Here is a 7,848-nt window from a genome sequence, read left to right on the forward strand (position 1 = left end):
CTGGAGACCGGCGGCAGCGCGGCAGCCGCCCTGCGCGCGGGACAGGTCGGGCCGGGTCCGTTCTTCCTGCTCAATGGCGATGCGATGTGGCTTAACGGCCCGCAGGCGGCCCTGCGGCGGCTGGCGGCGGCATTCGATCCGGCGACGATGGATGCGATGCTGCTGCTTGGCGCGATGACGCGTGCGGTGGGGGAGGTGGGGCGTGGCGATTTCGCGGTTGATGCCCATGGCAGGCCGCGCAGGCCAAAGGACGGGGAAGTGACGCCCTATGTCTATACCGGGGTGCAGATCGTCTCGCCCGCCCTGTTTGACGCGGCGCCGACGGGGGCGTTCAGCCTGAACCTGCTGTGGGACCGGGCGATGGCGCGCGGGCGGCTGGGGATGATCGTCCACGATTCGCTGTGGTTCCATCTGTCGCGCCCGCAGGACATCGCCGCGGCGGAAACGACGCTGCGCACCATGCTTGATCCCGATCATGACGATGGCGGGGTGCATGGCTGATGGCGTCCGTCCCGGCTTGTGAGCCCCGGCCCGGCATGTGTCCGGCCGACGGTGCCCCGCCCGGCGCGCCCAATGCCCGGGTTGTCACGGTCGCCCATCATGTGCCCTTCCTCGATCAGCTTGCGGCGCGCTGGATGGCGGAGGTGGGGGACGACCCGCAGCGCACTGGCGCGGGCCTGATCCTGTTGCCCAGCCGCCGCGCCGCGCGTGCCCTGACGGAGGCGTTCTTGCGCCGGGCCGATGGCCGTGCGCTGCTGTTGCCACGGATCGCGCCCATTGCGGCACTGGACGAGGCCGCGCTTGCCCTGTCGGGGGAGGCGGCATTGGATCTGCCCCCCGCGGTCGAGCCGATGCGCCGCCTTGCGACGCTGACGCGGCTGGTGTTGCAGGCGGGCGAAGCATTTGGCGATGTGCGCACGGTCGATCAGGCATGGCCGCTGGCGCGCGCGCTTGCCGATCTGATGGACGAGGCGGAATGGGCGGAATGCGACCTGCGCGAACGCCTGCCGGATGCCGCCGATGGCGATTTTGCGCAGCACTGGCACCTGACGCTGAAATTCCTGTCGATCGTGACCGGCGTGTGGCCTGCATGGCTGGAGGAGCAGGGCGTGATGAACCCCGTCGCCCGCCAGGTCGCGCTGTTGCATGCGCAGGCGGCGCATTGGCGCGAAAGTCCGCCGCCCGCCGGGCATCGGTTATGGGCGGCAGGGTTTTCGGATGCCGTGCCCTCCACCGTGGCGGTATTGCGCACGGTGCTGGACCTGCCGGGCGGGCGGCTGGTGCTGACACCGGTGGACATGGATATGGACGCGCGCACATGGTCCGACCTGCCGCCCGGTCATCCACAGGCGGGCACAGCACGCATGTTGGCCGACCTTGGGGTGGGGCGCGACGGGCTGGAGGTCTGGGACGACCTGCCCGCCGGGAGCAAGGCCGGGGACATGGCCGGGAGCATGGCCGGGGGCATGGTCGGGGCGCCACCGGGGCGCGCGGCGCTGCTGTCGCATGCATTGCTGCCCGCATCGGCGCTGGGGCAATGGCTGGACCCCGCGCCCGCGCCGCAGCTTGACGGGCTGTCGGTGCTGCATACGGCGGACCAGCAGGAGGAAGCCGCCGCTATCGCCCTGATCCTGCGCCAGGCGATTGAACAGCCCGGACGGCCCGCCGCCCTGGTCACGCCGGACCGCGCGCTGGCGGGACGGGTTGCAACCGAACTGGCGCGCTGGGGCGTGGTGGCCGATGACAGCGCGGGCGAGGGGCTGGCAACCACGCCGCAGGCCACGTTCCTGCGCCTGATCGTGCAGGCCGTCGATGGCGGGCTGTCGCCGGTCGCGTTGTTGTCCCTGCTCAAGCATCCGCTGGCGGCGTGCGGGCTTTCGCCGGGGAACTGCCGCGCGTCGGCCCGGCTTCTGGAACGTGCGATCCTGCGCGGTCCTGCCCCGCCACCGGGTATTGCGGGCCTGCGCGCCGCCCTGTCGCGCGCGACGCAGGACGAACATGGCGCCCTGGCCGATGCGCCGGACGCGCCGCAGGAACTGTCCGCCTTCCTCGACCGGCTGGAACGCGCGCTTGATCCGCTGCTGTCGCGCGCGTCCGGCATGGAGGAGGTGGTGGACCTGCTATCCGCACTGGTGGAGGTGGCGCAGGCACTGGCCACGACCGATGCCCACGCTGATACCGAGGGCGGCGGTGATGGCGCGTCGCGCCTGTGGTCGGGGGAGGAAGGTAACGCGCTGGGCGCGCATCTGGCGGAACTGCTGACATGGTGCGACGTGCTGCCCGCGCAGCGGGTTGGCGCGCTGGACGGGCTTTTGGCGTCATCGCTGGCGGGGGTGACGGTGCATGGCCGCCGTGCGTTGCGCGGGCGCGAACAGGCGGCGGTGCATCCGCGTGTCTTTATCTGGGGCCTGCTGGAGGCACGGTTGCAGACGGCGGGAACCATCGTCCTGGGCGGGTTGGTCGAAACCGTCTGGCCCCCCGCGACCGATCCGGGACCGTGGATGAGCCGCCCTATGCGCACGCGCATCTGCCTGCCGTCGCCCGAATGCGCCATCGGGCAGGCGGCGCACGATTTCATCGCCTGCGCCTGCGCCGCGCCTGAGGTCGTGCTGTCGGTGCCGGGCCGCAGGCAGGGCGCACCCGCCGTCGCCGCACGGTGGCTGGTGCGGCTTGACGCCTATCTTTCGGGGCGGGGGCAGGCACTTGCGACACATCCGGCGCTGTCATGGCTGGAACGTCTGGACCGTCCGTCCGGTGCGCCCGCCCCCGTGGCCCCCCCACGCCCATGCCCGCCTGTCGCCCTGCGTCCGCGCAGCCTGTCCGTGACGGAAATCGAGATATGGATGCGCGACCCGTATGCCATCTATGCACGGCGCATCCTTGGGCTGAAGCCTCTTGCGGGGCTGGAGGAAATGGCCGACGCCGCCGATTACGGGGAAATCGTGCATGAGGCGCTGGACCGGTGGTTCACGCGCTATCCCGACCATTGGCCCCGTGATGGGGAGGAGGAGATGGTGCGGGTGTTCGAACAGGTGTTGCATGATGCGCGCCTGCGCCCGGCGCTGGCGGCATGGTGGGCGCCACGCCTTGGCCGTATCGCGCGCTGGTGCGCCATGACGGAGGAAGCCCGTCGCGCCGGTGGTGCGTCATGTTCGGTCATGACCGAACTGTCGGGGAAGATGGAGCTGTCGGGCTTTTCCTTTGGCACGTTCGTGCTGCGTGGCCGTGCCGACCGGATCGACCGTGACGGCGAAGGGGGGCTGAGCCTGTTTGATTACAAGACCGGCACCCTGCCCACACGTGCAAGTGTGCTTGCAGGATGGCAGTCGCAGCTTGTGCTGGAGGCGGCGATGATCGAGGCGGGCGGCTTTGCCCCCACGGTGGCGGGACGGGTGACGGAACTGGTGTACTGGCGGCTGACGGGCGGGCATGTGCCGGCGCGGGTGCTCGATATCGCACGGGGGGAGGAACTGTCCGACCTGATCGCGAAATGTCGTGCCGGGCTGTATAAACGGGTGGCGGATTACGACAATCCGCACATGCCCTATCTGTCGCATCCCCATCCGGGGGAGGAGCCGCGCTTTGCCGATTACGCCCATCTTGCGCGTGTTGCGGAATGGAGTGCCGCGCGTGAGGAGGACATGGCATGACGACACCCCCATCCGCCACGCCGACGCCTGATGTCACAATGCCTGATGTTACGATGCCCGGGGCCACGATGCCCGACGCCACGATGCCCGACGCCATCGCGCTGGCGAATGAAAGTCAGGCGCAGGCATCCGACCCGCAGGCTTCGGTCTTTGTCTCCGCCTCCGCCGGGAGTGGCAAGACAAAGCTGCTGATCGACCGGCTGCTGCGCCTGATGCTGCCGCGCCCGACCCATGACGCGCACGGACAGGCCGTGCTGGTGCCGGGGTCTGACCCGTCGCGCATCCTGTGCCTGACCTTTACCAAGGCGGCCGCAGCGGAAATGGCCATCCGCCTGCAGAACCGGCTTGGCCGGTGGGTGACGCTGCCTGATGCGGCACTCGACACGGAACTGCGTGACCTGTTCGTCCCGCCAGAACCCCGGACCCGGCAGGTGGCGCGCGAACTGTTTGCCCGTGTGCTGGACCTGCCCGGCGGCATGCGGATCGGCACCATCCATGCCTTCTGTCAGTCGTTGCTGCGGCGTTTCCCGGTGGAGGCGGCGATCAGCCCGCATTTCACCCTGGTGGAGGAAACCGACGCGCGCCTTGCGCTGCGTGGCGCGGTGGAGGACGTGGTCGGACGCGGTGGTCCCGCCATCGCCGCCCTGGCGGGGCAGGTCGGGATCGGTGATTTCACCACGCTGGTCACGCGGTTGCAGGGACAGTTGCGTGCGTTCCGCGCCGTCGCCCAACGCTGGCGCACCGACCCGGCGGGGGTGGACGCGGCGTTGCGCCGGGTGCTGGGCGTGCAGGGGGATGATGCGGCCGCCATCATGCGTGACGCCTGCACCGACATTCCTGCCGAGGACGCCCTGCGTGATGGCCTGCGCAGGGTTGCACAGGATGGGTCGCCCAAGGTGCGCGTGACAGCCGCGGGCATGCTGGCGTGGCTGGGGCAGGATACGAACGGGCGCGTGGCGTGCTGGGACGACTGGCGCCAGGCGTTGGTGAAGCAGGACGGCGAACCGCGCAAGCGTGGCGGGGTCAACGCGACGCTGGATAAGAAATATCCCGAAATCGGCGATGCCCTGATGGCGGAGGCGCAGCGCGTCCTCGACGTGGAGGCGCAGTTGCGTGCGATCATGGTCCGTGATCTCAGCCGCGCGCTGCTGTCGGTCGCGGTTCCGGTGCTGGAGGGATATGCCACGCGCAAGACGGGGCAGGGCCTGGTCGATTATGATGACCTGATCGAGCGTACGCTCGAACTGCTGCGTGATCCGGGGGCGGCGTGGGTTCTGTACAAGCTCGATGGCGGGATCGACCATCTGCTGCTGGACGAGGTGCAGGACACCTCCCCCGAACAGTGGGCCATCGCCGGTGGCCTGACGGCGGAGTTCTTTGCCGGGGAGGGCACGCGCGAACATGATGGCCTGCCGCGCACGGTCTTTGCCGTGGGGGATTACAAACAGTCGATCTATTCCTTTCAGGGCGCGGACCCGGAGGCCTTTCGCCGCTGGCGCGAACATTTCCGTCGCAAGGCGCGCAATGCACAGGCGCGTTGGCGCGAACCGGCGCTGACGGTGTCGTTTCGGTCCACCACGCCGGTGCTGGCGCTGGTGGACCGGGTGTTTTCCATTCCCGCCGCCGCGCGCGGCGTGGCCGAACCCGACAGCGGCATCCCTGCCCATGTCACCGCGCGTCCCGGTGGCGGGGGGCGTGTCGAATTGTGGCCCATTACGCCTGGGGGCGATGACGCGACGCAGGCCGACCCGTGGGATGCCCCCACCCGCAACGCGGGACAATCCACGGCGCAGCAGCAGCTTGCCGACACGCTTGCGGCCTGGATCGCTGGGGAACTGCGTCGTGCGCCCGCGCCGGGGCAGGCGCCGCTTGCGCCCGGTGACGTACTGATCCTCGTGCCGCGCCGGTCGGCCTTTGCCCGCGCGTTGATCCGCGCGCTGAAGACACAGGATGTGCCGGTGGCGACGCTGGTGCGCACGGTGCTGACGGACCAGCTTGCGGTGCGTGACCTCATGGCGCTGTGTGCCGCGCTGCTGTTGCCGCAGGATGACCTGACGCTGGCCTGTGTCCTGACATCGCCGTTGGGCGGGTTGGATGATGACAGCCTGATGCACCTGTCCACCGCGCGGCAGGGGCGGCCGTTATGGGCGGTGCTGCGCGCGCGGCATGGGGAACGTCCCGAATGGGCGGCGGCGTGGCGGATGCTCGATACCCTGTTTGGCAAGGTGGACTATGCCTCCCCCTATGCCCTGCTGTCGGAGGCGCTCGGCCCGCTGGGTGGTCGCGCGCGGCTGCTGGCGCGGCTGGGGCCGGAGGCGGTGGAACCGGTGGATGAACTGCTCTCTGCCGCCCTGCGTTTCGAGGAAGCGCATGCCGTTTCGTTGCAGGGGTTCCTGCACTGGCTTCACGCGTCGGAGGAGACGGTCAAACACGAACCCGATGCCGCCGCCGACATGGTGCGCGTCATGACCGCGCATGGGGCCAAGGGGTTGCAGGCACGTCTTGTCATCCTGCCCGACACGGTGGGCACGCCGCGTTTCGACAGCGGTCTTTTATGGGTGCATGACGCTCAAAGCGGCCTTGACCTGCCGCTGTGGGTGCCACGGCGCGAACTGGGCACCGGTGTGACGCAGGCGCTTCAGGACCGGCTGAAGCTTGCCGCGGCGGAGGAATATAACCGCCTGCTATATGTCGCCCTGACCCGGGCGAGCGAGCGTCTGGTGGTCTGCGGGTGGGAGCCACGCCGTGGTGTGCCCGAAAATAGCTGGTACGATTTGTGCCGCCAGGCGTTCGTGGCCCAGGACGCCCGGGCGGAGCCGTTCGCGCTGGGCTGGCCCGGTGATGTGCTGGTGATCGAGGAGGCATATGCCCCGCGTTCCGTCGCACCGCCGTCACCGCCCGTGTCGCGTCCCGATGCCCCCCCGCCCCACTGGATGGGGACTGCCCCCGACTGGATTCCCGTCCCGCCTGTGGTGGAAGGACCGCTGGCGCGCCCGCTGGCGCCAAGTCGCCCCGATGACGTGGCCCTTGGGCCGCAGCCCGCCGTGCGTTCCCCGTTGGAGATCGCGCGCGCTGGTATGGGGGGGCAGAGTGCGGGGACGCGCCGGATGAATGCATTGCGACGCGGGCAGATGGTGCATGCGCTGTTGCAGTACCTGCCCGACTGTGTGCCTGCCGAACGTGCGCAGGTGGCGCGGCGCTGGCTGTCACGCCGGGGCAGTGGCCTGTCCACGGCCGATTGCGCACGGATCGCCGATCAGGTGATGGCGGTGATGGAAACCCCCGCGATGGTGCCCCTGTTCGCATCCAACAGCCGTGCGGAGCAGCCATTGGCCGGTGTGGTGGGTGATACGGTGGTGGTGGGGCAGGTCGATCGCATGGCCGTGACCGATGATGAAGTGCTGCTGTGTGATTTCAAGACCAACCGCCAGCCCCCCGCCCGTGTTGAGGAGACGCCGGTGCTGTATCTGCGGCAGATGGCGTCGTATCGTGCGTTGTTATGCATGTTGTATCCGGGGCGGCGCGTGACATGCATCCTTGTCTGGACCGAGGGTGTGCGTGTCAGTGTCCTGCCCGATGCGCTGGTTGCGGCCAATGCGCCAGCGCGGATTGCAGCGCAGTGATGTCTTGACCCCGCGCCCAAGGGTCGCCATGTCGGTGATACCGATCATGTCGTGGCCCATGCCGCGACGAAAAGGAGTGAGATAATGAGCGAGAACACCGTCGCCGTAAAAGACGCCGAATTCCAGAAACAGGTGCTGGAATCCAGCGAACCCGTGCTGGTTGATTTCTGGGCCGAATGGTGCGGACCGTGCAAGATGGTCGCTCCGGCGCTGGAGGAAATCGGCGCGGAGTTCAAGGGGCAGCTCAAGGTGGTCAAGGTCAATATCGACGAAAACCCTGATACCCCCAACACCTATGGCGTGCGCGGGATTCCGACCATGCTGATCTTCAAGGATGGCAAGGTCGTCGCGGACAAGGTCGGTGCGGCCCCCAAGACGCAGCTTAAGGAATGGGTGAAGGCCAGCCTCGCCTGAAGGCCAGCGGCCTGACATGGGGAATGCGGCGGCGCCATCCCTGCGCGGCCCCGGAGATTACCCATCCCCGGCAGGGGGCCTGCTCCCTGCCCCTTGATCTGTGTTTGAAAACAAGAAGTTGATAAAAAACAAGAAAAGTTTTTGGGTGCTGCCTTTTTTCA

3 protein-coding genes and 1 pseudogene are annotated in these 7,848 nt (G+C 68.6%); all 4 read left to right on the forward strand.

What is annotated here, in order from left to right; genetic code table 11:
• A pseudogene (locus tag B7G66_RS13775) lies at positions 1-501 on the forward strand (nucleotidyltransferase family protein); the annotation flags it as partial.
• A gap of 35 nt (positions 502-536) precedes the next feature.
• Entirely contained in the window at positions 537-3,650 is a 3,114-nt protein-coding gene (addB, locus tag B7G66_RS13780) for a double-strand break repair protein AddB (protein WP_048859289.1), read from the forward strand.
• A gap of 53 nt (positions 3,651-3,703) precedes the next feature.
• Complete coding sequence (addA, locus tag B7G66_RS13785) at positions 3,704-7,273, forward strand: double-strand break repair helicase AddA (RefSeq protein WP_048859290.1); 3,570 nt, start codon at positions 3,704-3,706, stop codon at positions 7,271-7,273.
• An 84-nt stretch (positions 7,274-7,357) separates the two neighbouring features.
• Positions 7,358-7,687, forward strand: coding sequence for a thioredoxin TrxA (gene trxA, locus B7G66_RS13790; protein ID WP_003622004.1), 330 nt, complete (start codon positions 7,358-7,360; stop codon positions 7,685-7,687).
• Positions 7,688-7,848: the final 161 nt, after the last annotated feature.

The organism is Novacetimonas hansenii JCM 7643, from assembly GCF_000964405.1.
GTDB lineage: Bacteria > Pseudomonadota > Alphaproteobacteria > Acetobacterales > Acetobacteraceae > Novacetimonas > Novacetimonas hansenii.

Bases quoted from the DNA above. Each gene is read 5' to 3' on its own strand.
- addB (WP_048859289.1), top strand. From the start codon at position 537: ATGTGTCCGGCCGACGGTGCCCCGCCCGGCGCGCCCAATGCCCGGGTT.
- addA (WP_048859290.1), top strand. From the start codon at position 3,704: ATGCCCGGGGCCACGATGCCCGACGCCACGATGCCCGACGCCATCGCG.
- trxA (WP_003622004.1), top strand. From the start codon at position 7,358: ATGAGCGAGAACACCGTCGCCGTAAAAGACGCCGAATTCCAGAAACAG.